This is a genomic window from Rhodanobacter sp. KK11, from assembly GCF_033345435.1.
Taxonomy (GTDB): Bacteria; Pseudomonadota; Gammaproteobacteria; order Xanthomonadales; family Rhodanobacteraceae; genus Rhodanobacter.
The window spans coordinates 1,273,078-1,297,154 of the sequence record NZ_JAWPMI010000001.1 but is presented as its reverse complement, the minus strand read 5'-3'; the positions used below and the strand labels follow the sequence as shown (position 1 = coordinate 1,297,154).

The window sequence follows — 24,077 nt, the reverse complement described above, 5'->3', positions numbered from 1 at the left end:
TTACCCGCGATGGCGTTCGGTTGCCTGCCATTCGCGCGCCAGCAGGGCGAAGATCATGTCATCAACCCACTCGCCATGCAGCCACAGGCTCTCGCGGTGATGGGCTTCCTGGCGCATGCCGAGGGAACGCAACAGAGCCATGCAAGCCACGTTGCGCGGGTCGACCGAGGCGTGGACGCGGTGCCGGTCGAGCTCGCCGAACACATGATCGAACAGCGCGCACACGGCCTCGCCGGCATAACCGTGGCCCTGCCGGGCCGGCGCGATGCTGATGCCGAACTCGACCGAATCCCCGGTTGCTTCGGGCAGGTTCACGCCGAGGTCGCCGACCAGCGTGCCGTCCTCGCGCAGGCGGATCGCGCGCTGGAACCAGCCGTATGAGGGCGGCTGCGGCTGGACATCAATGAACGCGCGGGCGGCGGCGAGGTCGGCCGGGCGCCAGCCCTGGTAGCGCGCTACCGCAGGATCGCTGCGCAGGGCGAACAGCGCGGCGGCATCGTCAGGGCGCAACGTGTCGATCCGCAGCCGCGCCGTGACCAGTTCCACGTTCAGCCCGGGCGACGCGCGGCGGCCGCCGCGCGGATCGCCGCGGCATGCTCGACGAGGTCGCGCCGCTCCAGTGCGAACACACCCATCGGGCCGACCTTGAACTCGACCCACACGAACGGAACCTCCGGCAACAGCGCGGCCAGCGCGCGCTCGCTCTCGCCCACCTCGACGATCAGCAGGCCGTCGTCGGTCAGATGGTCGGCGGCTTCATCCAGCAGGCGCAGGCACAGGTCCAGGCCATCGGCGCCGGAAGTCAGGCCGAGCTTCGGTTCGTGCGCGTACTCGCCCGGCAGCGCGGCGTATTCGTCTTCGGTGACGTACGGCGGATTGGAAACGATCAGGTCGTACTTGCGTCCGGCCACGCCGGCGAACAGGTCGGACCGGATCGCCTCGACGCGGCCCTCGACGTGCTGGAACGCGATGTTCTCGCGCGCCAGCGACAGCGCCTCGTCGCTGATGTCGACGATGTCGACCTGCCATTCGGGGTTGTACTCGGCCATCGCGATGCCGATGCAGCCCGAGCCGGTGCACAGGTCCAGCGCGCGCTCGACGTGGCGCTCGTCCAGCCACGGCGCAAAACCCGACTCGATCAGCTCGGCGATCGGCGAGCGCGGCACCAGCGCGCGGCGGTCGCTCTTGAACTTCAGTCCGGCGAACCAGGTCTCGCCGACCAGGTAGGCCACCGGCAGGCGTTCGCTGACGCGGCGCTCGATCAGCGCCAGCACGTTCGCGCGCTCCTCGGCAGTAAGCCGGCCGGCGCCGTACGCCGGCGGAATGTCCGGCGGCAGGTGCAGGCTGGCCAGCACCAGATGGGTGGCCTCGTCGATCGGGTTGTCGTGGCTGTGGCCGAAGGTGAGCCCGGCGGCCGAGAAGCGGCTGGCACCGTAGCGGATGAAGTCGATGATGGTGGCAAGCTCGGCGGTCACGGCGATCCAGGGGTGCGGCGGATTGGCCGGCCATTATAAGGCCTGAAGCGGCATCCACCCCGTATACTGGGCGGATGACTTTCAACGTACTCCTGCAATACATCTTGCCGCATCGCGCGCTGTCGCGAGTGGTCTACTGGGCCACGCGCTGGACCTTTGCGCCGTGGAAGAACTGGCTGATCGCCACCATCGTGCGCAACTACAACGTCAATATGGCCGAGGCGGTGCAGCCCGACCCGCTGGCCTACCAGCATTTCAATGCATTCTTCACGCGCAAGCTCAAAGCCGGCGCACGCCAGGCCGATGCCGATCCGGCCACCCTGCTCTCGCCGGCCGACGGCCGCATCAGCCAGGCCGGCACGATCGTCGACGGACGCATCTTCCAGGCGAAGGGACAGGAGTACACCGCCGCCGAACTGCTCGGCGGCGACGAGGCCGCCGCCGCGCCGTACCGCAACGGCCGCTTCGTCACCGTCTACCTGTCGCCGCGCGACTACCACCGCGTGCACATGCCGCTGAAAGGCACGCTGAAGGAAACCGTGCACGTGCCGGGACGCATCTTCAGCGTGGCGCCGTTCGCGGTGGAGGCCATCCCGCGGCTGTTCGCGCGCAACGAGCGGCTGGTCTGCCACTTCGAAGGCGAGCACGGCCCGTTCGTGGTGGTGATGGTGGGTGCGATCCTGGTCTCGTCGGTGGCCACGGTATGGGACGGCTTGGTGATCCCGCCGTACGCGCCGTCGATCCGGCGCAAGTCGTTTGCCGGCCAGCACGTCACGCTGGAACGCTTTGCCGAGATGGCGCGCTTCAACATGGGCTCCACCGTGATCCTGCTGCTGCCCGAGGGAACGGCCGAACTGGACGCCCTGCAGCCGCAGCAGGCCGTAAAAGTGGGCCAGCGGATCGGATGTGCTCCCGAAAGCTGACGTTGCGCGTCATTTTGTGACGCTCTAGGCGCTATTGCCGCAGCCGCTTCGCTACGCTCGAGGCCTCGCCACGCGCACCGCGCGCCGCGAAACTCCAGCGCCGAGGGGATCCCATGCAAATACTCACTCCGTTCCTCGTGATGATGCGCGCGCGCCAACTTGGCCGCCAATTCCGTGACATCGAGCGCAGCGTGCGCGCCCTGCCCAGGCGCAGCCGCGAGCGCCTGAGCACGCTCACCCTGCGCGAGATCGGGCAAGCCTCGCGCAGCGATTTTCCGCACCTGTACGGCACCGCGCCGGAGGCGCGCTACCTGCCCTGGGGCCAAGGCACCGAAGCGGGCTACGAGCGCGCCTGCTCGAACAACGCCGAAGTGGCGCTGCGTGGCATCGCGCTATGGCTGGCCGTGGCCTACCACGAAACCAAGAACTCCCCGCATGCCAGCCTGCAGCCGCAGCATCGCCAGCTGATGCAGCTGCTGCGCGAGCTGAAGGAAGTGCACGACATCGGCAACGTCACCGGCAATTGGGTGCAGGAAAGCGCGGTCGCCTGATCGCCGGCCACCGCGGCGACGGTTCAGCGACAGACCGGCAACTTCAAGCTCTGCCCGATGCTGAGGTGGTGGTGCTTCAGCCCGTTCATCTCGGCAACTTCCTGCACGCTGGAACAGCGCAGCTTGCGCACGATGCTGATCAGCGTATCGCCACGGCGCACCTTGTAGCGGCTGGTTCCCTTCGTCGCCGGCGCCTGCGCCACCGGCGCCGGCAGCACCGGCACCACGGCATGGTGCAGGTCGCCGGCGAGGATCGGCCACGGGCCATCGACGCAGCGTGACGCATAGGCCCGTTCAAGCAGCTTCGGCAACTGCAGCGACGTGCCGACCGGCTGGGTCACCTGGGGATCGAGCCTTGGATTGAGGTTGCGCAGGGTGCGGAACCAGCCGTCGCCCATGCCGCCAGCCGAACCCAGGCACACAGTCAGCTCCGACAGCGAGGCCGGCCGTTTCAGCGTGACCGTGCCGGGCGCACCGTCGATCTTCGGGAAACGCAGGTTGTAGCTGTCCGGATGCTGGAACAGCCATGCCGCGGCAAGTACCGCCGGCACGTAGTCACGAGTCTCCTGCGACAGCTGGTTGTAGATGCGCGGATCGTAGAAGCTCACCGAGGTATCGTCGCCGACCGCTCGCCGCATGCGCCCCTCACCGCCGTTGTAGGCGCCGAGGGTGAGTTCGAGGTTGTTGTTGAAGATCCGCAGCTGTTCGTTGATGTACTCGGCATTGGCCCGCGCCGATGCCGCCGGATCGAAGCGCAGGTCGAAACCGCTGTCGCTGCCCAGGCCAAAGCGCATGCCGGTGGCATACATGAACTGCAGCGGGCCCGACGCCCCCGAGCGCGAGACGGCATGTACCTTGCCGCCGGATTCCTTGGCCATGATGCCGAACAGCAGCGCCTCGGGCAGATCTGCCTTCTGGTAGGCCGGCCACATCTGGTAGCGCAGGTACTGGTAGTTGACCCAGGCATCCATCAGCTGCGGACGCCACTGGGTCAGCCACATCTCCAGCGCCGCCTTCACCGGCCCGTTCATCGCGATCAGCTGCGACAGCTTCTGTCCGTGCAACAGGGTCACGCTGCGCTGCGCCTGCGGCAGGCTGGCCGCGCCGGTGCTGCCGGTGACCAGCGCCGCCTGCGCCGGGTCGACGTCGCTGTCCAGGTCCTGGCCGCCGCCGAAATCGCCATCCTTCAGGCGCAGCAGGTGGTCGAACGCCGAGAAGAACCGCTGCGGATCGCAGCCAGGCGTCGTGCCACAGTGCGCCGCGGCTTCCTTCAGACGATCCAGCGACCGGGTCAGGGTGAGCTGCGAAGCCTGCTGATTGCCTTCGCGCGACTGCTGCAGGGCGGTCTCGTAGCCCTTGCTGGCCTGATCGAGTTCGCCGTACAGCGTATCCAGCGAAGTTGCCGGCCTGGCACCGCCAGTGCTGGCGCAGGCGGCAAGCAGGCTGATCGCGACGGCCAGCGAAGCCAGACGCAGGGTACGCACAACGGAACACGACGGCATCACGAACTTCACCCGTGGAAAACGCCCACCATAGCGGGCGCAGGGCTTCTACTCAACGCGCCGCGACAGCGACGCCGGCTTGGCTACAATCGCCCGACCAGCAACGGACGAAACGCCATGACTGAGATCCTGATCGGCCGCAACGACAGCACCAGCGTCAGCCTCGACCCGCATTACGGCAACCGCCACGGCATGATCGCCGGCGCCACCGGCACCGGCAAATCCGTTTCGCTGATGGTGCTGGCCGAAGGTTTCTCGCGACTGGGCGTGCCGTGCTTCCTGGCCGACGCCAAGGGCGACCTGGCCGGCCTTTCGATGGCCGCCGGCGAGCCGGGCGACAAGCTCAAGGCGCGCCTGGGCAAGCTCAAGCTCACCGACTGGAAACCACAGGCCAACCCGGTGGTGTTCTGGGACATCTACGGCAAGCTCGGCCACCCGGTGCGCGCCACCATCAGCGAGATGGGGCCGACCCTGCTTGGCCGCGTGCTGGAGCTCAACGACACCCAGGAAGGCGTGCTGGAAGTGGTGTTCAAGGCCGCCGACGACCAGGGCTGGCTGCTGCTCGACCTGGCTGACCTGCGTGCGCTGCTCGGCTACGCCGCCGAGAACGCCAAGGCGCTCTCGACCCAGTACGGGCTGATCAGCACCACCAGCATCGCGGCGATCCAGCGCGCCCTGCTGAAACTCGAGGGCGACGGCGCCGACCAGTTCTTCGGCGAACCGGCACTGGAGCTGGCCGACCTGATGCGCCAGGACCTGGGCGGACGCGGCATCATCAACGTGCTCGCCGCCGACCAGCTGATCCTGAAACCCCGGCTGTACTCCACCTTCCTGCTGTGGCTGCTGTCCGAACTGTTCGAGCAGCTGCCCGAAGTGGGCGACCTCGAGCAGCCGAAGATGGTGTTCTTCTTCGACGAGGCGCACCTGCTGTTCGACGATGCCTCGCCCGCGCTGCTGCAACGCGTGGAACAGGTGGTGCGGCTGATCCGCTCCAAGGGCGTCGGCGTGTATTTCTGCTCGCAGAATCCGGACGACGTGCCTGGCGTGATCCTCGGCCAGCTCGGCAACCGCATCCAGCATGCGCTGCGCGCGTTCACCCCGCGCGACCAGAAGGCGGTCAAGGCGGCGGCGGAAACCTTCGTGGCGAACCCGAAGCTCGACGTCAGCCAGGCGATCACCCAGTTGGCCGTCGGCGAGGCGCTGGCCTCCACCCTCGGCCACGGCGGCGTGCCCTCGCCGGTGGAACAGGTGCTGGTGACCGCGCCGTGCTGCCGCATCGGCGCGATCACCGACGCCGAGCGCGCCACCATCCGCCAGCGCTCGCCGGTGGGCGGCAAGTACGACAACCCGCTCAACCGCGAATCGGCCGCCGAGATGCTGGCCAGGCGCGCCAGCGACAAGGCCACCGCCGACGCCACCGCGGCGGCCGACGCTCCCGCCAAAGGCACGGCCAAGGAGGATGCCGGCACGGGCTGGAGCGGCGCCGTGCACGATGCGCTGTTCGGCACCAAGCGCCGCCAGGGCATGATCGAGACGATGGGCAAGCAGATGGTGCGTACCGCCGGCAGCCAGCTCGGCCGGCAGATCCTGCGCGGCGTACTGGGCGGCATCTTCGGCGGCAAGCGCTGAGACGCCGCTGATGCCGCGCGTCGAAATCGTTGCCGCCGACACGCCCTTCGGCGAGCGCCTCGCAGCCGGTTTCGGCTACCCGCTGCGCGGTGCCGCCCTGCCCACCTGCGTGGTGCTGGCGCTGGTCCACTACGTCGGCCTGCTGCCTTCCTGGACCGGCGCGCTGGCCAGCGCGCTGGTGTGGGCCGCCACCTGGCGCTACGCCGCCGACTGCCTGCTGCACACCGCCAACGGCTACGCCGACCCACCGGACGTCGGCAGCGACGGCAACAGCGCCAGCGGCTGGGGCCTCACCGCGATCCACCTGCTGGTGGTCGCGCTGTGCGTGGTCGCCATCGTGTTCTTCCCGCGCCTGCTGTGGCCGCTGCTGATCCTGGCCGCGCTGGTGCTGCCGGCAATCGACATGTCGCTGGCGTTCGACGGCAACCTGGCGCTGGCGATCAACCCGTTGAACTGGGCCCGCGTGATCGGCAGCTTCGGCGCCGCCTACCTGATTCCGGTGGCGATCAACCTGCTGCTCGGTGCGCTGATCGTGCTGGCCTCGGTCGCCACCGCGCTGCTGCCGCGGCTGCTGGCGTTGCCGCTGTTCGCCTTCGCCTATACCTACCTGATCGTGCTGGCGTTCCACCTGATGGGCGCGATGATCCACCAGCGCCACGAGCGCTTCGGCATCGAGCCGGAAGCCGAGAAACTCGCTGCGGCTGCCGGCCAGGACGCCGACAGCCGCCTGCTCGACGAGGCGCGCCGGCTCGCCGTCGACGACCCGCTGGCGGCGCTGCGGCAACTGGCCGCCCGCCTGCAGGAGCGCGCCGCCCCGGCAGCCGTGCACCAGTTCTATCGCGGGCTGCTGCAGCGACAGGGCCTGCGCGACGACCTGCTGGTGCATGGCCAGATCTGGATCGCCGCACTGATCGCCCAGGGCGAATCGCGCCGCGCGCTCGGCTTGCTGCAGGAATGCGCCAGCATCGACGCTGCGTTCGTGCCGGACGACCCGCGCACCTGCGGCGAGCTCGCCGACCTCGCCGCACGGCTGGGCATGAGCCGGCTTGCGATCCAGTTGTGCCGCGGCTATCTCGCGCACTGGCCGCGCGACATGCAGGCGCCGCACTACGGCCTGCTCGCCGCGCGCCAGCTCGCGGCGCACGCCGACCAGCACGGCGAAGCAGCGGCACTGCTGGACCGGCTCGCCGCCGCCTGGCCCGAGCATCCGCTGCGCAGCGAGATCGACGCGCAGCGGCGACAGCTGGCCAACCCGGCATGAGCCGCTGGCGGCCGCCCTCGCCCGGCTCCACCGCGATCGTCACCCGCGAGGGTTTCGAGCGGTTGAAGGCCGAGCTCGACCACCTGTGGCACGTATTGCGCCCGGAAGTGGTGAAAGCGCTGGCCGCCGCCGCCGCCGAGGGCGACCGCTCGGAAAACGCCGAGTACACCTACCGCAAGAAGCAGCTCGGCGAAATCGACCGCCGCGTGCGCTACCTCAGCAAGCGCATCCCTTCACTCAAGGTGGCCGAGGGCATGCCGGGCGATCGCCAGGCGGTGTTCTTCGGCGCCCGCATCGAGCTGGAGAACGTCGCCACCGGCGAGATCCACCGCTACCGCATCGTCGGCCCCGACGAAACCGACGCGAAACGCGGCTGGATCAGCATCGACTCGCCGCTGGCGCGGGCGGTGCTGAAGAAACGCGTGGACGACGAATTCAGCGCCGAACTGCCGGGCGGCACCACGCAGTTCGCCGTGCTGGCGGTGGATTACGAGTAGGCCTTTCTGCGGCAGGATCGCCTTACGTCGACTCGACGAGATTCGATACGGCAAAACAAGACCTGACCCTGAGGTTTCTCTCTGAGGTTTCTCTGGTCGAAAAGACACTGGGACGGCCCGTCGCCTGCCGCCCACGCGGGCGGCCAGAATCAACGAGCGCGATTTAATTACCTCCGTCCCCTTTGATTACGCGATCTATCGAACATGGTTGCGGGAAGGCATGACCGACGATGACCTTGCGCGCATCCGGCAACACGTGAATCAGGAGCGCGCACTGGGTGACGAGCGGTTTCAGCGTATGGTCGAAAAGACGCTGGGACGGCCCGTTGCCTGCCGCCCACGCGGGCGGCCAAAATCAACGAGCGCGATTTAATTACCTCCGTCCCCTTTGATTGACTTGGTCAAGCCGGCGGTTGCCGCTCGGCAACGGGCACTTTCTTCCGCTCGCGTCGACGCACTTGATCGGTCGAAGGCACGGGTGAGGTCGAGCGTCGCGCCTTCATGCAGCGTGGGGAACTCTACTTCTGACCGACTCGAATCGAGGAGAGCACTTCACCTTAAGTTCGGTTACTGCTTTTTTGGCCCAAAAGCCGCAGCAATAGGATCGGCGATAGAAAATTAAACACAACCATAGTCATCCAGCCAAACCATATCGAACGAGGCTGAAAGGTAAAGTCTCCCTCGCGCGGCACAAATACATAAACAAGGATAACTATTCCATGTAGAAGATAGATTCCACCATTAGTTAATACGCATGATATTCGCCTTGCTCTATCGGAGAAAATAAGACCATTTGCCAAGTAAATAGCAGATATCCACAGATAACCAAACATTATCCAATCCACAAACATGATGGCATATGCAGAATGAAGTGGCGAGTACGTATCGAAAGCCTCGGGAAACAAATAACAGCCAAGCGTAAATACCAACAATCCAAAAATTAGCTCAGACACCCGCAGGCATGCAAATGAAACCAGAATAAAACGAAAGGTCGACATAATTACCATCCAGTCTGTCTGGGCTGCCAGTGGACCGGCACTACCATCTTGACCTGCTCCCGTAGAGCCGTACCACGCAAAGCTGAGTACAGCCCGTCAACCTGACGAGGACGGACATGTGCACCAGTCGATTCCCCTCGGGGCAGATCATCGGCTTCCTGAGGCAGGCTGCAACTGCCTCACGGCACGCCGGTGGTCGGCCTCGATCTGCGCCAGCCGGGCCTGCCGCGCCTGCGGGGTGACCCACTGGCCGTGCTCGGCCTGTTGCCGCAGCAGGGTGTACTGCATGTCGACGAACGGCTCCAGCACGCGGTTGTCTTCCGGCGCGAAGCCGCCCAGGTCGGGAATGCGCGCCAGCTTCGCGCGCTCGCGCGCGCCGGCTTCGCCGCGGGCCTTGCCGTAGCCGAGCAGGAACGCGGTCAGCTTCTGCCGCAGCGAAGCGGGCATGCCGGCGCGGATCACCAGCACCCCGGAGGGAATCAGCGGCGAACGCCAGATCACCCGCAATTGCTCCGCTTCGCGCGGGAAGTTGCGGCGGAACAGGTCCATATCCGGGTTGTTGCTGCTGGCCACGTCCACCTCGCGGTTGACCACCGCGAGCAGGTTGCTCTGGTGGTCACCCACCCGCACGCTGCCGAAGAAGGTATCGGAGTTGAGACCGCGCGGCGCGAACACGTAGGCCTCGGGCGCGGTGTAGCCGGTGACCGACAGATGCTCGCTGCGCGCATAGCGCCAGCTGCTGCCCGGCGTGGACAGCAGGTCGTCGAGGTTGCGGATCGGGCTGTCGTTGCGTACCACCAGCGTGGCGACGTTGCCCTTGGCGCCATCGCTGCGCACGAACTGGGCGAATACCTGCATGTGCTGGTGCGTCACCGCCTCGACCGCGAGCTTGCCGGAGAGAAAGGCGATGTCCACCCGCTGCGCGCCGATCGCGTCGGCAAGGCCGGCGTAGCTGCCCACCGATACCGTGGTCACCGGGCGTTGCAGCCGCTTCTGCAGATCGTCCAGCAGCGGGCGCCACTGCTCCAGCGACTCGGCCGCACTGCCGATCGGCAGGATGCCGAAACGGACCGATGACGACGCCGCCCCGTCGGTCGCCTGCGCATGGCCGCGGGGCAGCAGCAACCCCAGCGCCAGCAGGCCGGCAAGCATCCAGACCATGTCACGCCCGCGGCGCTGATGGTGTCGGCGGAACCCCGCGATATCCAATGTTGCTGCTCCCTCGAATCCCGCACCCCGTGACCCGTATATAGTCGCGATCGCCGCATCCGGCAAGCAGTCCCGGCCGTTGCCCTGGCGGGTTCCATACGCTGCGGCAATGCCTTCACGTGCGGGAGCCCATTGGCGAGCGATGCCTGTCACTGCGAATCCCGCTTCTGGTTCACCGCCAGAAGCGTCGTCCGCCAGCGGGGGCCTGCGCGCGCGATAGGCTCAGAGGGTCGGCACGGGGTTGTCCGTCGCGACGCTCGCGCCCTGCCCGATCGTCATCGCGGCAGGGTAGTTTCGACCTGGCCGCAGCGGCCGGAAGCATGCCGCCTCGCGGCAGAACGTTTCCCGTTCGTTGCCCGCATGCCAGCCGGGCACGCCGGCCAGCGGCAAGGGGCGCAGTTCCAGCGGATCGCACAGCACCCGACCGTCAGCGATGGCCTGTGCGCAGGCCTGGAAAGCCTCTGCCGGCAACACCTGTGGTCCGGCAACCACCAGCGCCTTGCCCACCAGCAGTTTTTCCGGTGTCAACGCGTGCTCGAGCAGGGCATGGCCGAACAGTTCCACCCCGATGCGCCCGTCCAGCCAGGCCGCGCGCTCGCGCCAGAACAGGCCGTGCCAGTCGTGGGCATCCCACAGGGCCAGCAGCGAGGGATCACGCAGCACGACCACTGCGCCGGCTTCGTCGAAATGGGTCAGCGCGCACTGCGCGCGCGAGCGTTGCTTCGTGCCCATGCGCGCGATCTCGGCCACCTGCCGCGCGTTGAGCGCCCGCTTGAGTGCGGGGTGGCACAGCCAGACCAGCGCGTTGAACAGGTCGTGCCAGTTGCACGCGCGGGTGGCGATGACGCCGCGGTCGGCGATGCGCTGCTCGTAGTGCAGGCCGTCGGCGAGCAGTTCGCGGGTTTGCGCCGCGAAACGTTCGCGCATGCCTGCGGGGCGACAGGCGTTGAGCGCATCGACGGACGGCCAGTCGCGGGCCTCGAGAAACCCGGCATGTTCGCGCCAGGCGGCCAGCGGCAGCCGATCGAACACTCGCGGATCGACCGCGTCGCGGGAAGGCGGAGTGTATTTCATGCGCTCGTCCATGAGCGCAGCGATCCATGGATTGCCATGACGTTCATTCCACGCCTAGCCCCGACATCAGAAGCGGCCTTCCCTGGCCGCACTTTCAGACAAGCTTGAGGGCGGGATGCGCGAGGCGGGCGTGCAGGTCGTGCTCGCTGGCCGCCTCGACCAGCACGTCGACGAACTGGCCCGGCTTCAGGTGCTGGCCATCGGCAATCAGCACGTTGCCGTCGATCTCCGGCGCGTCGGCGGCGGAACGGGCCACCGCACCATCGGCGTTCGCCTCGTCCACCAGCACCTTGAGCGTGCGGCCGACCTTGCGCTGCAGCTTCGCGGCGGAAATTTCCGCCTGCACCGCCATGAACTGTTCGAGGCGGTCCTCTTTCAGCTCCTCGGAAACCGCGCCGGGCAGCTCGTTCGCCTTGGCGCCGTCCACCGGCGAGTAGGCGAAGGCGCCGACGCGATCCAGCTCGGTCTCGCGCAGGAAATCCAGCAGTTCCTCGAACTCCGCATCCGTCTCGCCGGGGAAGCCGACGATGAAGGTGCTGCGGATGGTGAGGTCGGGCACCAGGGCGCGCCAGTTGCGGATGCGCTCCAGCGTCTTGTCGATGTTGCCCGGGCGCTTCATCAGCTTCAGGATGCGCGGGCTGGCGTGCTGGAACGGGATGTCGAGGTACGGCAGGATTTTCCCTGCCGCCATCAGCGGCATCAGCTCGTCCACGTGCGGGTACGGGTAAACGTAGTGCAGCCGCGTCCACGCACCCAGCTCCGACAGGCCTCCGCACAGCTCGGTCATGCGCGTGCGGTACGCCTTGCCGCGCCATGCGCGTTCGGCGTATTTCAGGTCGACGCCATAGGCGCTGGTGTCCTGCGAGATCACCAGCAGCTCCTTGACGCCGCCCCTGACCAACTTCTCCGCCTCGATGAGCACCTCGTCGACCGGACGCGACACCAGGTTGCCGCGCATCGACGGGATGATGCAGAAGCTGCAGCGGTGGTTGCAGCCCTCGGAAATCTTCAGGTAGGCGTAGTGCTTCGGGGTGAGCTTCACTCCCGTGTCCGGCACGATGTCGATGAACTTGTTGCGCTTCGGCGGCAACGCCGCGTGCACCGCGCTCATCACGCTGGCGTAGTCCTGCGGGCCGCTGATCGACAGTACGTCGGGATACGCCTCGCGGATCAGCGCCTCGCGCTTGCCCAGGCAGCCGGTGACGATCACCTTGCCGTTCTCGTTGAGCGCAGTGCCGATCGAGTCCAGCGACTCCTGCACCGCGGCGTCGATGAAGCCGCAGGTGTTCACCACCACCGCGTCGGCCTCGCCGTAGCTGGGCACGATTTCATAACCCTCGACCTTGAGCTGGGTAAGGATGCGCTCGGAATCGACCAGCGCCTTGGGGCAGCCGAGGCTGACGAAGCCGATCTTGTGGGCGGTCTGGGACATGCGGGACGCTACCGGAAACCTGCGGAGTAACCGGGAATTATACGGCAGTGCAGCCCGGCCACCGGCACGGCTAGACTTCACGCGATCCCCCCGCCGGAGCCGCCCATGGGCCAGCACATCAACATCCCCACCACCCGCACCCAGTGCATCGGCGGCTACCTTGCCCAGCCATCAGGCAAGCCGAAGGGCGGCATCGTGGTGATCCAGGAGATCTTCGGCGTCACCGCGCACATCCGCCGCGTGGCCGACCGCTTCGCCGAACACGGCTACACCGCGATCGCGCCGGCGTTCTTCGACCACCTGGAAAGCGGCGTGGAACTGGGCTACGACCAGGTCGGCGCGAACAAGGGCAGGCAGCTGGTGAACGAGCTGGGGCTGGAGCGAGCGCTGGAGGACGTCGCCAGCGCCGCCGAGTCGATCGCCTCGGCCGGGAAGATCGGCACCGTCGGCTACTGCTGGGGCGGCACGGTGGCCCTGCTCGCCGCGTTGCGCCTGGGCCTGCCGTCGGTGAGCTACTACGGCGCGCGCAACCTGCCGTTCCTGCACGAGACGCCGCAGGCGCCGGTGATGTTCCACTTCGGCGAAAAGGACCACAGCATCACGCCGGAAATGGTGGCGAAACACCGCGAGGCGCTGCCGCAGATGGAAATCTTCACCTACCCGGCCGACCACGCCTTCAACCGCGACGGCAGCGCGCCTTACGACGAGGCCAGCGCGAAACTGGCGCTGCAGCGCACGCTGGCGTTCTTCGACCGGCAGCTGGCCGGCGCATGAGCGCAGCCGCCTTCGCGCTCGATCCGCGGCTGGCGGCGGACACTTGCCCGGTCGCTGCGTTGCCGCTGTGTGACGTTTTGCTGATGAACGACGCGCGCTACCCCTGGCTGATCCTGGTACCGCGCCGCGCCGGCCTGGTCGAGATCGCCGACCTGGATACCGGCGGGCAGGCCGCCTTGTGGCAGGAGGTGAGCCGCGCGACTGCCGCACTGCGCGCCGTCGTCCGCTGCGACAAGCTCAACCTCGGCGCGCTCGGCAACATCGTGCGCCAGCTGCATGTGCACCTGGTCGCCAGGGTCGAAGGCGATGCGGCATGGCCGGGGCCGGTCTGGGGCCACGGCCGCAGCGTGGCCTACGATGACGACCGCGCGGCCGCGCTGATCGCCGCACTGAGGCATGCGCTGGCGGGCTGAGAGCCCCGCAAATGCAAAAGCCCGCGGAGGCCATCCGCGGGCCTTGCAGCGTAACCGGCCGTGTTACTGCTGCTGCGAGGGATCGAAACTGCCGCCGGAAGCCGACTTGCCCTTCAGCTCGTCGTTCATCTGCACCGGCGCGTGGTAATCCTCGAGCCTGCGCGCCTTGGTATCCACCGGGTTGATCTTCTTCAGCGTGCCGCCGTCGTCGTAGTACACGGTGAAGCCGTAGTCGAGCTGCATGCGCGCCATGTACTCGAGGTGCTGCTTGCGCACCTTCGAATCGTCGCTGCGCTCCAGCAGCACGGTCTTCGGCAGCTTGCCCTGCTCCTTCAGGTAGGAGAAATGGCTGCCCAGATCCAGCGCCGACAGCACCGCGCCGTCCAGCAGGAACTGGCCGCTCTTGTAGGCGTTGACGACGGTGTCGAACTGGCCCTGGGCCTGGGCGGTGCTGACCTCATCCCTGGTGCTGCCGCGATGGCAACCGGCCAGCACCAGCAGGCTGCCCAGCATGGCTGCCGCGACCGCACGGGTAAGCAGGGGCGAAAAACGGATCATCGGTGTCTCCTGGAAACATGTCGGGGCACCCGGCGGAGTGTAGCGCCCGGCCGGGATCATGAGCAGCACGGGGCGCCGCCCGTTCAGGCGAGCGATCAGGTACGCGGCAGGGTCACGCCCTGCTGGCCCTGGTACTTGCCGCCGCGGTCCCGGTAGCTGGTCTCGCACTCCTCGTCGGATTCGAAGAACAGCATCTGCGCCACGCCCTCGTTGGCGTAGATTTTTGCGGGCAGCGGCGTGGTGTTGGAGAACTCCAGCGTCACATGCCCTTCCCACTCCGGCTCCAGCGGCGTCACGTTGACGATGATGCCGCAGCGTGCGTAGGTACTCTTGCCCAGGCACACCACCAGCACGTTGCGCGGGATGCGGAAGTACTCCACCGTGCGCGCCAGCGCGAAGGAATTCGGCGGGATGATGCACACGTCCGACACCACGTCGACGAAGCTGTTCGGATCGAACGCCTTCGGGTCGACGATGGTGGAGTTGATGTTGGTGAACACCTTGAACTCGCGCGCGCAGCGCACGTCGTAGCCGTAGCTGGAGGTGCCCCAGGACACTGCGCGGCCGCCGTCGGCGCCATGCTTCACCTGGCCCGGCTCGAACGGCTCGATCATGCCGTGGCCCTGGGCCATGCGGCGGATCCACTTGTCGGATTTGATGCTCACGCGGTCTCCGGTCGATTGCGGAAGGCCCGGCAGGCGGGCGCAAAGCGGCAAAAATACATGGTCGGGACGCCGGCGCGCCAGCCGACCGGCTTCACGCCACGCACAGGGCTTCGGCCAGGATATCCAGCGCCACCTGCAATTCCGCGCGGCGTTCCGCACTGGCCAGCACCTGCGCCGCCGTGCAGCCGGCTCCCGGCAACGCCACCGCCACGGGCTGCGGCGCCAGCAGCTGGGCGGACATGGTGAACAGGGTCTCGGCCAGCGCCTCCTGCGCATGGTACGAACCGCGCGCGGCGGTGTTCAGCAGCAGCACCGGCTTGCCCGGAAACTCCAGGCTGCCGACCAGCCAGTCCAGCAGGTTCTTGAACGCGCCGGGCACGCCATGGGCGTATTCGGGGCAGGCGATCAGCAGGGCATCGGCGCGGCCGATGGCCTCGCGCAAGGTCAATACCGACGCCGGCACCGTCGCGGCCTCATCGTCGGGATTGAACAGCGGCAGCGCGCCCAGCCCCTCATACAACGCCAGTTCGAGCGTCGGCGGAGCCAGTTCGCGTGCGGCCTCCAATGCCGCGCGGTTGGACGATACCCGGCGCAGGCTGCCGCACAGGCAGAGCACGCGCCGCGCCGGCGCCGTCATGCGGCCGGCACGCCCTGCACCACGATCTTGCCCAGCCCCAGCGACTTGTTGCGCGGCTGCCGCGACAGCCGGCCCGCCGCGTTGCGGGCGATCTCGCGATAGCGCATGGCGAGGTCGGAGTTGGGGATCGCCGCTACCGTGGGGTTGCCGCCGTCGGCCTGCTCGCGGATGCGGATGTCCAGCGGCAGCGAGCCGAGATAGGCCGCGCCGTACTGCGTGGCCATGCGCTCGCCGCCGCCTTCGCCGAAGATGTTTTCCTCGTGGCCACAGTTCGAGCACACGTGGGTGGCCATGTTCTCCACCACGCCGAGCACCGGCACCTCGACCTTCTCGAACATCTTCAGCGCCTTGCGCGCGTCCAGCAGGGCGATGTCCTGCGGCGTGGTGACGATCACCGCGCCGGCCACCGGCACCTTCTGCGACAGCGTGAGCTGGATGTCGCCGGTGCCCGGCGGCAGATCGACGATCAGGTAGTCGAGCTGCTCCCAGCGCGTGTCGGTGAGCAGCTGCATCATCGCCTGGGTGACCATCGGGCCGCGCCAGATCATCGGTGTGTCCTCTTCCACCAGGAAGCCGATCGACATCACCGGCATGCCGTGCGCCTGCATCGGGATGATGCTCTTGCCGTCCGGCGAGGCCGGCTTGCCGTGCACGCCGAGCATGGTCGGCTGGCTCGGGCCGTAGATGTCCGCGTCCATCACGCCGACCTTCGCGCCTTCGGCCTGCAACGCCAGCGCAAGGTTCGCCGACACCGTGGACTTGCCCACGCCGCCCTTGCCGGACGCCACCACGATGATGTTCTTCACGTTCGGCAGCGGCCCCAGCGTGCCCTGCACCTTGTGCACGTGGATGCGGCTGGTGATCGACACCGCGGCCGACTCGATCGCCGGATCGGCTTCCAGCGCCTGGCGCGCGCGTGCCGTGAGATCGTCGATCGCGCCGGCGGCCGGATAACCCAGTTGCAGGTCCACCGACACCTTCGCGCCGTCCACGCCGACCGCGCGCACGGCCTCGCCCAGCGGCGCACCGGTGTGGGTGTCGGTGAGGCCACCAAGGATCTGGCGGACCAGGGCTTCATTCGCCTGCGTCATGTCGGTGTCGGCTCGGGTCTGTGCGGGGGTGTCCATTATGCCAGCCCGCGGAAGCCGGCCCGCTGACTTGGGTCAGTGACGGGGATGGCGCAATGCAGCTTGACGCCCCTGCCGAACCTCGCCAGTCTCGCGGCCATACGCATTCGTACGGGAGGATCATCCATGAAGCATGCTTTCCGCCTCACCTTCGCCGCCGGCCTGCTGCTCGCCGCCGGCGCCGCGCTGGCCGCCAACGACACGCCGGTCGGCACCTGGAAGACCATCGACGACACGACCCACAAGCCGAAGTCGATCGTCGAGATCACCGAGCACAACGGCGAGTACCAGGCGAAGATCGTGGAGTTGCTGAACCGCACGCCGGAAGACGTGGCGCGCGACGGCGAGCATCCGGTCTGCAGCAAGTGCGAAGGCGAGCGCAAGAACCAGCCGATCGTGGGCATGACCTTCATGTGGGGGGTCAGCAAGAACGGCGACGAGTGGAGCGGCGGCAAGATCCTCGACCCGAAGAACGGCAAGGTCTACAAGGTGAAGCTCAAGCTGATGGACGGCGGACAGAAACTCGACGTGCACGGCTACATCGGCTTTGCCCTGCTCGGTCGCTCGCAGGTATGGGAACGGCAGGACTGATCCCGCTTCATCACCGCGCCTGACCCGAACGCCTCGCACCGCCCGCCGGTGCGGGGCGTTTTCATGTGGCGCACGCCGCCTGCCCGGCGGGTGATGAGGCTGGTCAGCGGCTCGACGCCGTCGAGCCGCCGCCGAAGTCCGGCGGCAACAGGCCGCGCCGCGGACGGGGCCGCCAGACGGGCATGGCATAATGCGCAGTCATCACCGGAATACGCCCCATGAGTCGTCGCCTGCTCGTCACCAACGCCCTGCCCTATGCCAACGGCCCGCTGCACATGGGCCACCTGCTGGGCTACATCCAGGCCGACATCTGGGTGCGTGCGCAACGGATGAGCGGCAACAAGGTGATTTACGTCTGCGCCGACGATGCCCACGGCACGCCGATCATGCTGGCTGCGGAAAAGGCCGGCATGACGCCGGAGGCGTTCATCGCCGGCATCCGCGAGAGCCACGAGGCGGATTTCGCCGCGTTCGGCGTGGCCTTCGACCAGTACCACACCACCCATTCGGAAGAGAACCGCGAGCTGTCGACGCTGATCTACACGCGCCTGCGCGACGGCGGCTACATCGCCAGGCGCAACATCCAGCAGTTGTTCGACCCCGAAAAGGAAATGTTCCTGCCGGACCGCTACATCAAGGGCACCTGCCCGAACTGCGGCACGCCGGATCAGTACGGCGACAACTGCGAGCACTGCGGCGCCACCTACGCGCCCACCGACCTGATCAACCCGGTCTCGGTGATGTCCGGCGCCACCCCGGTGCTGCGCGACTCGGAGCACTATTTCTTCGAGCTGGGCAAGTTCGAGGGGCTGCTGCGCGACTGGTTCGCCGGCAAGCTCACCCACGGCAAGCCGGTGGCGAACAGCGGCGTGGCGGCGAAGCTGCGCGAGTGGCTGGACGGCGGCCTGAAGGACTGGGACATCTCGCGCGACGCGCCCTACTTCGGCTTCCCGATCCCCGACGCGCCGGGCAAGTTCTTCTACGTGTGGCTGGATGCGCCGGTCGGCTACCTGGCCAGCTTCAAGGCGCTGTGCGACCGCACCCGCCTGAAGTTCGACGAGTTCCTCGCTCCCGGCAGCAGCGCCGAGATGCATCACTTCATCGGCAAGGACATCATCAACTTCCACGGCCTGTTCTGGCCGGCGATGCTGCACGGCGCCGGCTTCCGTACGCCGACCGCGCTGCACGTCAACGGCTACCTCACGGTGAACGGCGCGAAGATGTCCAAGTCGCGCGGCACCTTCATCCAGGCGCGCACCTACCTGGACGCCGGCCTGCATCCGGAATTCCTGCGCTACTACTTCGCCAGCATGCTCAGCGACGCGCCGGTCGACGTGGACCTCGACCTCAAGGCGTTCGAGGAGCGCGTCAACTCGCATCTGGTCGGCAAGTGGGTGAACATCGCCAGCCGCACCGCCGGCTTCGTGCACAAGTATTTCGGCGGCCGTCTGGCGCCGCAGTTCTGCGCGGAAGAGACCGCGCTGTGGAACACCCTGCTGGAGCACTACGACGGCGTCGCCGCGCTGTACGACGGCGGCGACTTCGCCGAGGTTACCCGCCGCTTCGTGCTGATGGCCGACCTGGTCAACGGCCACATCGCCGCCAAGGCGCCATGGAGCATGGCCAAGGACGAAAACCGCCGCGACGAACTGCACCAGGTGTGCTCGTTCGCGCTGACTTCGTTCCGCCTGCTGACCGGCATGCTCAAGCCGATCCTGCCGACCACCGCGGCCGCTGCCGAGCGCTTCCTGAACGCGCCGATCGCGGATTTCGACGATGCCCGCGCGCCGCTGCGCAATCACGCCATCCATGCCTTCGAGCCGTTGCTCGGCCGCATCGACCCCAAACGCATCGAGGCGATGGTGGAGGCCTCGAAGGATTCGCTCGGCGCATCGACCGAAGCTCCCGCCGCCCCGAAAAAGAAGAAGATCATGAACGACACCGCCAAGCCGAACGCCACCCCCGCCGCCGCGCCCGCCACGGACGCGCCAGGCGTCATCGGCATCGACGACTTCGCCAGGCTCGACCTGCGCGTCGGCAAAGTGCTCGCCTGCGATTTCGTCGACGGCTCGGACAAGCTGCTGCGCTTCGAGCTGGACGCCGGCGCGCTGGGCAAGCGGCAGATCTTCTCCGGCATCCGCGCCGCCTACGGCGAGCCGGAGAAACTGGTGGGTCGCAACGTGGTGTTCATCGCCAACCTGGCCCCGCGCAAGATGCGCTTCGGCCTGTCCGAAGGCATGATCCTCTCGGCCGGCGACGGCGGCAGCGACCTGTTCCTGCTCGACGCCGACCAGGGTGCGCAGCCCGGTGCCACCGTACGCTGACGCGCAAGCGATGACCCTGGCCGACCGCATCGACGCACTCCTGCCGCAGACGCAGTGCGAGCAGTGCGGCTACCACGGCTGCCGGCCGTATGCGGAGGCAATCGCGCGCGGCCAGGTGGAGATCAATCGCTGCCCGCCCGGCGGCGCGGCCGGCATCGCGAAGCTGGCGGCGCTACTGGATCGGCCGGTGTTGCCGCTGGACCCCACTTGCGGTGTGGAGAAGCCGCGCATGCTGGCCCGCATCGTCGAGGCCGACTGCATCGGCTGCACCAAGTGCATCCAGGCCTGCCCGGTCGACGCCATCGTGGGCGCATCGAAACTGATGCATACCGTGCTCGCCGACGACTGCACCGGCTGCGAGCTGTGCGTGCCGGCCTGCCCGGTCGACTGCATCGTGCTGGAACCGATGCCGCCCGCGCAGATCGACGCCGCACACGCCGACGCAGCGCGTGCGCATTTCCAGCGCCGCGAAGCGCGCCTGCAAAGCCAGCGCGACGAACGCGAAGCCGAGCTGGCCGCGCGCAAGGCCGCGGTGGATGCCGCCGCCGGCCCGGTCAATCCCGTACTGGCCGCGCTGGCCCGCGCCAGGGCGAAACAGCAGGAACCGAAACCGTGAAGCGGGCCGACGTGATCGAACTGTTCTCGCGCCTGCGCGAGCTCGACCCGCACCCCACCACCGAACTCGTTTACAGCACGCCGTTCGAGCTGCTGGTCGCGGTGGTGCTGTCGGCGCAGGCCACCGACGTGGGCGTCAACAAGGCCACGAAAAAACTCTATCCGGTGGCGAACACGCCGCAGGCAATCCTCGCGCTGGGCGAGGAAGGCCTGAAGAAGTACATCAGCACGATCGGCCTGTTCAACGCGAAGGCGAAGAACGTCATCGCGCTGTGCCGGCTGCTGATCGAGCAGCACGACGGCGAGGTGCCGCGCACGCGCGAAGCGCTGGAAGCGTTGCCCGGCGTAGGCCGCAAGACCGCCAACGTGATGCTCAACACCGCGTTCGGCGAGCCGACCATCGCGGTCGACACGCACATCTTCCGCGTCGCCAACCGCACCGGGCTCGCCCCCGGCAAGGACGTGCGCGCGGTGGAGGACAAGCTGGAAAAAGTGGTGCCGGCCGAGTTCAAGCACGACGCCCACCACTGGCTAATCCTGCACGGCCGCTACGTGTGCAAGGCGCGCAAGCCGGACTGCCCCCACTGCGCGATCCGCGACCTGTGCCGCTACAGGGACAAGACAGTCGGTTAGAGGAACGGGGAACGGCAGAGCATGGCTCTTGCTCCTGCTCTGTAGGGCGGGCACTGCCCGCCGGCTTTTCGAACAAAAGCGGCGGGCAGTGCCCGCCCTACGAAGCAAGAGCATCGCGAACCGGGATGCTCGGCAGCCAATCAGGCCGGCAACTGCGCCCGCTCCAGCGCCGCGATGTGCCGTTCCAGCCGCGGCCCGAGATAGCAATGCGAGCCGCACGGCAGCAGCCCCACCTTGCCGAACTCGCGCAGGTACCACGCCGGCGTGCGCGAGACGAAACCGTGGTGGTCGCCGGCCACGTCGTCACGGCTGGTGAACACTTCCAGGAACGCCACGCCCTCGAGCATCTCGCCGATGCCCTGCAGGCCGGCGCGGATCTCCGCCGGCTTCAGGTAATGCAGCACGTCGGTGCACACGATCAGGTCGAAGCGCGTGTCGAAGCGCAATTGTTCGAGCTGGCCGAAACGGGCCAGGCCGATCTGGCGGCTGCGGCCGTAGCGCGCCACCACGTACTCGCTGGCATCCAGCCCGCGATACACGATGCCCGGTCGCAGCGCGCGCAATGGCGCGCGCCAGGTCGCCTCGCCGCAACCCACGTCGAGCACGTTGCGGATCGGTCGGCCTAGGTAGTACTCGGCCTGCGCCACCACCATCGCCACCTTGCGCTTGAGCTCCGCCGGCGAAGCCACCGCGTGGCGTGGGTCGCGGTACCACTTGTCGAAATAGGCGCGGTCGTAGGTCTTGGGCATCGGCAGTCGATCCGGCAAAGACGGCATGGTAACCGGGCGACTCAGTCCGCCGCGCGCGGCACCAGCATGTGCTTGGCGACATGCCCGTGCAGCCGGCCCAGCCCGCGCGCCAGGTGCAGGGTAACGAACAGCAGCGCGATGCCGATCACGCACATCGCCAGTGCGTCACCCCAGCCGGGCACGTGCTCACCGAAGCCCCAGTCCACGACGACCCGGTGGTTCACGTACAGCCCGGGCAGCCAGTCGCTCTGGAACAGCATCGCCAGCGGCGCGCCGACGAGGGCCACCGACACGCTGAGCAAAGTCACGGCCAGCGTGAAGTACACGATGCCCAGCGGCAGCATCAGCCACATGTAGCAAAGCGTGGTCCAGGTGTGCACGTCGGTGAACATGCTGCCGATGCGCTTCATCAGGCTCATGCCCTGGGTCGGGTACACCGGCCGGCGCGGCATGCGCATGCCGAGCATCGCCTCCACGATGCGCCCTTCCACCAGCGACAGCACGCGCACGCTGCCGAAGAACAGCACGATGAACGGCAGGCCGATGATCAGCACCGACAGCCCCACCGACAGCGACAACCCGGTCACCGCCCAGGTGAAGTAGAAGATGCCGGTGGCCAGCGACAACAGCATGTAGAACAGCGCGCCGTAAGTGCGCGGATCGGCGGCAACGCCGAAGAAGCGCCCGGCCAGCGAACGACGCTTCGGCGGCGGCGGCGGACGCAGCGCGCGCTGGATCTTGATTTCCTGGTCGCGGTAGATCTCGGCCACCTCGTCCGGCGCGCCGTAGCTGCCGACGACGTGTTCCAGCATCAGCGCCTCGCCGCGGTCGGGTTGCTCGGCCAGTTCGGCGCGCAGGTGTTCCTCGGCGTCGTACAGTGCGTCCTGGATCAGGGCCGGGTCGGCGCCGCGCAGCGCGGCGCGCAGTTGTTCGAGGTATTCGGCGATGGTGCGTGGCGCGTTCATTACACCCCTCCTTGCAAGACGTTATCGACGGAATCGCGGGTGGCATTCCACGCGGCGACCCATTCGCGCAATACCTCGCGCCCCGGTTTGGTGATGCGGTAATAGCGCCGCGGCGGCCCGCTGACGGAAGGCTCCACCTCGCTGGCGAGCAGGCCGGCCGCCTCCAGGTTGCGCAGCACCGGATACAACGCGCTCTGCTTGCCGGCCAACACGCCCTCGCCCACCTCCTCCAGCCGCTTGGCGATCTGGTAGCCGTACATCGGCTGGCGTGACTGCCCCAGCACCGCCAGCAGCACCAGCGACACGGTGCCGCTGGAGAGCTCCTTCTGGAACTTCTTCAACTGGCTGGCGCTGTCGTCCACCTTGCTCACCCGCACTGCCGCATGACGTTGAGTGAACCATATTGCTAACTTGACACTAGTGCATGGGCCTGAAGTCATGCCCAGCTCAACCCGTGGCAGCACTCTGCTAAGTTGCAGCCCTTGCCATCCGTCGCCAAGGGGAATGCCATGCTTCGCCGCTACCTCGTCGCCGCCCTCGCGCTGGCCAGCAGCCTGCTGGCGCTGCCCGCCCTCGCCGCCGAGCAGACCAAGCCCACGCCGACGGCGAAGGAAATCCTGGCCAAATCCACGCCGGCCGAGTGGCGCACGCCGGACCCGCAGAACTTGTTGTTCATGCAGCTGCCGGGCGGGCGCGTAGTGATCGAGCTGGCGCCGGACTTCACCCCGCTGCACGCGGCGAACATCCGCACCCTGGTGCGCCAGCACTATTTCGACGGGCTGGCGATCATCCGCGTGCAGGACAACTTCGTCACCCAGTGGGGTGACCCGAACGACGACGACAACGGCGACAAGAGCAAGGTCCGCCCGCTGGGCCAGGCCAGCAAGACGCTGGCGCCGGAGTTCACCCGCGCGATCGACCCGAAACTGCCGTGGACGCCGCTGCCAGACGGCGACGTGTACGCGCCCGAGGTCGGTTTCAGCGAAGGCTTCCCGGTGGGGCGCGATCCCGCCAGCGGGCAGGAATGGGTGGCGCACTGCTACGGCACGGTCGGCGTGGCGCGTGACGTGGCGCCGGAAACCGGCAACGGCAGCTCGCTGTACGCGGTGATCGGCCAGGCGCGCCGGCTGGACCACAACCTCGCCGTGGCCGGCCGCGTGCTGGAAGGCATGCCGCTGCTGTCCGGGCTGCCGCGCGGCCCCGAGCCGATGGGCTTCTACACGCAACCGCAGCAGCGCATCACCATCGAATCGGTACGGCTGGCCGCCGACCTGCCGGCGAAGGACCGTCCGGCGATCCAGGTGCTGCGCACCGACAGCGCCAGCTTCGCCGCGCTGGTCGAGGCGAAACGCAACGGCCGCAACGCGTTCTATCCGAAGCCGGTCGGCAAGGTCGACCTGTGCGGCATCGACGTGCCCGTGCGCGGGACGAGGCCGGCGTCCTGACGCCGCCGAACATTTTGTTCACCCGCATCG

General features: G+C 67.6%; 25 protein-coding genes. 12 read left to right on the top strand and 13 right to left on the bottom strand.

Annotation, left to right across the window (positions count from 1 at the left end; translation table 11 throughout):
* Complete coding sequence (locus R5H19_RS05730) at positions 1–546, bottom strand: GNAT family protein (protein WP_318157986.1); 546 nt, start codon at positions 544–546, stop codon at positions 1–3.
* Positions 547–548: 2 nt separating this feature from the next.
* Complete coding sequence (gene prmB / locus R5H19_RS05725) at positions 549–1,475, bottom strand: 50S ribosomal protein L3 N(5)-glutamine methyltransferase (protein WP_318157985.1); 927 nt, start codon at positions 1,473–1,475, stop codon at positions 549–551.
* 74 nt (positions 1,476–1,549) lie between these two features.
* On the opposite strand from prmB, the gene asd reads away from it, so the two are divergent.
* Complete coding sequence (gene asd / locus R5H19_RS05720) at positions 1,550–2,398, top strand: archaetidylserine decarboxylase (RefSeq protein ID WP_318157984.1); 849 nt, start codon at positions 1,550–1,552, stop codon at positions 2,396–2,398.
* A gap of 113 nt (positions 2,399–2,511) precedes the next feature.
* Positions 2,512–2,949 carry a hypothetical protein gene (locus tag R5H19_RS05715; RefSeq protein ID WP_318157983.1) on the top strand — a complete coding sequence of 146 codons (438 nt, stop codon included), beginning with the start codon at positions 2,512–2,514 and terminating at the stop codon, positions 2,947–2,949.
* 23 nt (positions 2,950–2,972) lie between these two features.
* Here the strand turns inward: R5H19_RS05715 and R5H19_RS05710 are convergent, their stop codons facing one another.
* A complete protein-coding gene (locus tag R5H19_RS05710; protein ID WP_318157982.1) occupies positions 2,973–4,451 on the bottom strand; it encodes a transglycosylase SLT domain-containing protein in 1,479 nt (492 codons plus the stop codon).
* Between the two features lie 117 nt (positions 4,452–4,568).
* On the opposite strand from R5H19_RS05710, the gene R5H19_RS05705 reads away from it, so the two are divergent.
* Genes R5H19_RS05705 through greB form a run of 3 tightly spaced genes read left to right on the top strand, consistent with a single transcriptional unit; the run spans position 4,569 to position 7,838 of the window.
* Positions 4,569–6,080 (top strand): helicase HerA-like domain-containing protein, encoded by a 1,512-nt coding sequence (locus tag R5H19_RS05705; protein ID WP_318157981.1) that lies wholly within the window; start codon positions 4,569–4,571, stop codon positions 6,078–6,080.
* A 10-nt stretch (positions 6,081–6,090) separates the two neighbouring features.
* Positions 6,091–7,341, top strand: coding sequence for a hypothetical protein (locus tag R5H19_RS05700; RefSeq protein WP_318157980.1), 1,251 nt, complete (start codon positions 6,091–6,093; stop codon positions 7,339–7,341).
* Entirely contained in the window at positions 7,338–7,838 is a 501-nt protein-coding gene (gene greB / locus R5H19_RS05695; RefSeq protein ID WP_318157979.1) for a transcription elongation factor GreB, read from the top strand. Before R5H19_RS05700 ends, greB begins: the two co-directional genes overlap by 4 nt.
* Positions 7,839–8,983: 1,145 nt before the next feature.
* Here the strand turns inward: greB and phnD are convergent.
* The 3 genes from phnD to rimO all read right to left on the bottom strand — a co-directional run bounded on the left by phnD (position 8,984) and on the right by rimO (position 12,551).
* Positions 8,984–9,997 carry a phosphate/phosphite/phosphonate ABC transporter substrate-binding protein gene (gene phnD, locus R5H19_RS05690; protein ID WP_318157978.1) on the bottom strand — a complete coding sequence of 338 codons (1,014 nt, stop codon included), beginning with the start codon at positions 9,995–9,997 and terminating at the stop codon, positions 8,984–8,986.
* Between the two features lie 270 nt (positions 9,998–10,267).
* A complete protein-coding gene (locus R5H19_RS05685; protein ID WP_318157977.1) occupies positions 10,268–11,119 on the bottom strand; it encodes a DUF3025 domain-containing protein in 852 nt (283 codons plus the stop codon).
* 94 nt (positions 11,120–11,213) lie between these two features.
* Positions 11,214–12,551: a 30S ribosomal protein S12 methylthiotransferase RimO gene (gene rimO, locus R5H19_RS05680; RefSeq protein WP_318157976.1), complete on the bottom strand. Its 1,338-nt coding sequence runs from the start codon at positions 12,549–12,551 to the stop codon at positions 11,214–11,216.
* A 105-nt stretch (positions 12,552–12,656) separates the two neighbouring features.
* On the opposite strand from rimO, the gene R5H19_RS05675 reads away from it, so the two are divergent.
* Positions 12,657–13,325, top strand: coding sequence for a dienelactone hydrolase family protein (locus R5H19_RS05675; RefSeq protein ID WP_318157975.1), 669 nt, complete (start codon positions 12,657–12,659; stop codon positions 13,323–13,325).
* On the top strand, positions 13,322–13,738 hold the full coding sequence (locus R5H19_RS05670; RefSeq protein WP_318157974.1) for an HIT family protein: 417 nt from the start codon (positions 13,322–13,324) through the stop codon (positions 13,736–13,738). Before R5H19_RS05675 ends, R5H19_RS05670 begins: the two co-directional genes overlap by 4 nt.
* 63 nt (positions 13,739–13,801) lie before the next feature.
* On the opposite strand, the gene R5H19_RS05665 is transcribed toward R5H19_RS05670, so the two are convergent.
* From R5H19_RS05665 to apbC, 4 genes are all read right to left on the bottom strand, one after another.
* Positions 13,802–14,296: a hypothetical protein gene (locus R5H19_RS05665; protein WP_318157973.1), complete on the bottom strand. Its 495-nt coding sequence runs from the start codon at positions 14,294–14,296 to the stop codon at positions 13,802–13,804.
* 95 nt (positions 14,297–14,391) lie between these two features.
* Positions 14,392–14,961, bottom strand: coding sequence for a dCTP deaminase (gene dcd / locus R5H19_RS05660; protein WP_318157972.1), 570 nt, complete (start codon positions 14,959–14,961; stop codon positions 14,392–14,394).
* A 91-nt stretch (positions 14,962–15,052) separates the two neighbouring features.
* The gene (locus R5H19_RS05655; protein WP_318157971.1) at positions 15,053–15,598 is read right to left on the bottom strand and encodes an NADPH-dependent FMN reductase; all 546 of its coding nucleotides are present in this window, start codon (positions 15,596–15,598) and stop codon (positions 15,053–15,055) included.
* On the bottom strand, positions 15,595–16,689 hold the full coding sequence (apbC, locus tag R5H19_RS05650; RefSeq protein WP_318158161.1) for an iron-sulfur cluster carrier protein ApbC: 1,095 nt from the start codon (positions 16,687–16,689) through the stop codon (positions 15,595–15,597). Before apbC ends, R5H19_RS05655 begins: the two co-directional genes overlap by 4 nt.
* Before the next feature lie 162 nt (positions 16,690–16,851).
* On the opposite strand from apbC, the gene R5H19_RS05645 reads away from it, so the two are divergent.
* The 4 genes from R5H19_RS05645 to nth all read left to right on the top strand — a co-directional run bounded on the left by R5H19_RS05645 (position 16,852) and on the right by nth (position 20,888).
* Complete coding sequence (locus R5H19_RS05645; RefSeq protein ID WP_318157970.1) at positions 16,852–17,316, top strand: DUF2147 domain-containing protein; 465 nt, start codon at positions 16,852–16,854, stop codon at positions 17,314–17,316.
* A 218-nt stretch (positions 17,317–17,534) separates the two neighbouring features.
* The gene (gene metG / locus R5H19_RS05640; RefSeq protein ID WP_318157969.1) at positions 17,535–19,640 is read left to right on the top strand and encodes a methionine--tRNA ligase; all 2,106 of its coding nucleotides are present in this window, start codon (positions 17,535–17,537) and stop codon (positions 19,638–19,640) included.
* 10 nt (positions 19,641–19,650) lie between these two features.
* Entirely contained in the window at positions 19,651–20,256 is a 606-nt protein-coding gene (locus R5H19_RS05635; protein WP_318157968.1) for an RnfABCDGE type electron transport complex subunit B, read from the top strand.
* Positions 20,253–20,888 (top strand): endonuclease III, encoded by a 636-nt coding sequence (nth, locus tag R5H19_RS05630; RefSeq protein WP_318157967.1) that lies wholly within the window; start codon positions 20,253–20,255, stop codon positions 20,886–20,888. Before R5H19_RS05635 ends, nth begins: the two co-directional genes overlap by 4 nt.
* Positions 20,889–21,028: 140 nt before the next feature.
* Here nth and R5H19_RS05625 read toward each other — a convergent pair whose 3' ends face one another.
* Genes R5H19_RS05625 through R5H19_RS05615 form a run of 3 tightly spaced genes read right to left on the bottom strand, consistent with a single transcriptional unit; the run spans position 21,029 to position 22,964 of the window.
* Complete coding sequence (locus R5H19_RS05625; protein ID WP_318157966.1) at positions 21,029–21,637, bottom strand: class I SAM-dependent methyltransferase; 609 nt, start codon at positions 21,635–21,637, stop codon at positions 21,029–21,031.
* A gap of 41 nt (positions 21,638–21,678) precedes the next feature.
* A complete protein-coding gene (locus R5H19_RS05620; protein WP_318157965.1) occupies positions 21,679–22,602 on the bottom strand; it encodes a sensor domain-containing protein in 924 nt (307 codons plus the stop codon).
* Positions 22,602–22,964 carry a PadR family transcriptional regulator gene (locus R5H19_RS05615; RefSeq protein WP_027489825.1) on the bottom strand — a complete coding sequence of 121 codons (363 nt, stop codon included), beginning with the start codon at positions 22,962–22,964 and terminating at the stop codon, positions 22,602–22,604. Before R5H19_RS05615 ends, R5H19_RS05620 begins: the two co-directional genes overlap by 1 nt.
* A gap of 147 nt (positions 22,965–23,111) precedes the next feature.
* Here R5H19_RS05615 and R5H19_RS05610 point away from each other — a divergent pair, with 147 nt between their 5' ends.
* Positions 23,112–24,047, top strand: a complete 936-nt coding sequence (locus R5H19_RS05610; protein ID WP_318157964.1) for a peptidylprolyl isomerase — start codon at positions 23,112–23,114, stop codon at positions 24,045–24,047.
* The last annotated feature ends 30 nt before the right edge of the window (positions 24,048–24,077 follow it).

Coding starts and splice junctions, on each gene's coding strand:
- metG (WP_318157969.1), top strand. CDS start 17,535: ATGAGTCGTCGCCTGCTCGTCACCAACGCCCTGCCCTATGCCAACGGC.
- R5H19_RS05710 (WP_318157982.1), bottom strand. CDS start 4,451: ATGCCGTCGTGTTCCGTTGTGCGTACCCTGCGTCTGGCTTCGCTGGCC.
- R5H19_RS05685 (WP_318157977.1), bottom strand. CDS start 11,119: ATGAAATACACTCCGCCTTCCCGCGACGCGGTCGATCCGCGAGTGTTC.
- R5H19_RS05705 (WP_318157981.1), top strand. CDS start 4,569: ATGACTGAGATCCTGATCGGCCGCAACGACAGCACCAGCGTCAGCCTC.
- asd (WP_318157984.1), top strand. CDS start 1,550: ATGACTTTCAACGTACTCCTGCAATACATCTTGCCGCATCGCGCGCTG.
- R5H19_RS05625 (WP_318157966.1), bottom strand. CDS start 21,637: ATGCCCAAGACCTACGACCGCGCCTATTTCGACAAGTGGTACCGCGAC.
- R5H19_RS05635 (WP_318157968.1), top strand. CDS start 19,651: ATGACCCTGGCCGACCGCATCGACGCACTCCTGCCGCAGACGCAGTGC.
- R5H19_RS05700 (WP_318157980.1), top strand. CDS start 6,091: ATGCCGCGCGTCGAAATCGTTGCCGCCGACACGCCCTTCGGCGAGCGC.
- phnD (WP_318157978.1), bottom strand. CDS start 9,997: ATGGTCTGGATGCTTGCCGGCCTGCTGGCGCTGGGGTTGCTGCTGCCC.
- R5H19_RS05610 (WP_318157964.1), top strand. CDS start 23,112: ATGCTTCGCCGCTACCTCGTCGCCGCCCTCGCGCTGGCCAGCAGCCTG.
- R5H19_RS05655 (WP_318157971.1), bottom strand. CDS start 15,598: ATGACGGCGCCGGCGCGGCGCGTGCTCTGCCTGTGCGGCAGCCTGCGC.
- R5H19_RS05645 (WP_318157970.1), top strand. CDS start 16,852: ATGAAGCATGCTTTCCGCCTCACCTTCGCCGCCGGCCTGCTGCTCGCC.
- greB (WP_318157979.1), top strand. CDS start 7,338: ATGAGCCGCTGGCGGCCGCCCTCGCCCGGCTCCACCGCGATCGTCACC.
- apbC (WP_318158161.1), bottom strand. CDS start 16,689: ATGACGCAGGCGAATGAAGCCCTGGTCCGCCAGATCCTTGGTGGCCTC.
- R5H19_RS05665 (WP_318157973.1), bottom strand. CDS start 14,296: ATGATCCGTTTTTCGCCCCTGCTTACCCGTGCGGTCGCGGCAGCCATG.
- R5H19_RS05620 (WP_318157965.1), bottom strand. CDS start 22,602: ATGAACGCGCCACGCACCATCGCCGAATACCTCGAACAACTGCGCGCC.
- rimO (WP_318157976.1), bottom strand. CDS start 12,551: ATGTCCCAGACCGCCCACAAGATCGGCTTCGTCAGCCTCGGCTGCCCC.
- R5H19_RS05670 (WP_318157974.1), top strand. CDS start 13,322: ATGAGCGCAGCCGCCTTCGCGCTCGATCCGCGGCTGGCGGCGGACACT.
- R5H19_RS05715 (WP_318157983.1), top strand. CDS start 2,512: ATGCAAATACTCACTCCGTTCCTCGTGATGATGCGCGCGCGCCAACTT.
- R5H19_RS05675 (WP_318157975.1), top strand. CDS start 12,657: ATGGGCCAGCACATCAACATCCCCACCACCCGCACCCAGTGCATCGGC.